A 381-nucleotide genomic window follows, 5' to 3' on the forward strand; every position below is an offset into this window, starting at 1 on the left:
GCATGATGCCCAGCGTCAGCGGCAGGATCATGAGCAGCCGCGCCTCGGCACGCTGCAGGTTCTCGAACTGGCCGCCCCACTCGATGTGCAGCTTCTGGCGGTCGTAGTCCAGGTGCTGGTCGATGGCGGTGTGCGCATCCTTGAGGAAGCCCGCCAGGTCGCGGCCGCGCACATTGAGCTTGACGAGGATGTGGCGCTCCCCGCCCTCGCGCACGATGACGCTCTGGCCCACGGTGGTGGTGATGCGCGCCACGTCGGCCAGCGGCACCTGGGCGCCATTGGCGGCCGACAGGCGCAGCGCGCCGATGGCCTCGGGGCTGCTGCGCGTGTCGGGCGTGAAGCGCACGGCCATGTCGTAGCTGCGCTCGCCCACGTACAGCT

1 protein-coding gene is annotated in these 381 nt (G+C 70.1%); it reads right to left on the reverse strand.

Features of this window, described 5'->3' with window-relative positions; translation table 11 throughout:
* Nucleotides 1-381: efflux RND transporter permease subunit (locus tag JHD80_RS27355; RefSeq protein ID WP_199093747.1), on the reverse strand; the 381-nt coding region annotated here is incomplete at both ends.

This window comes from Allobosea sp. ASV33 (assembly GCF_016428755.1).
Lineage (GTDB): Bacteria > Pseudomonadota > Alphaproteobacteria > Rhizobiales > Beijerinckiaceae > Allobosea.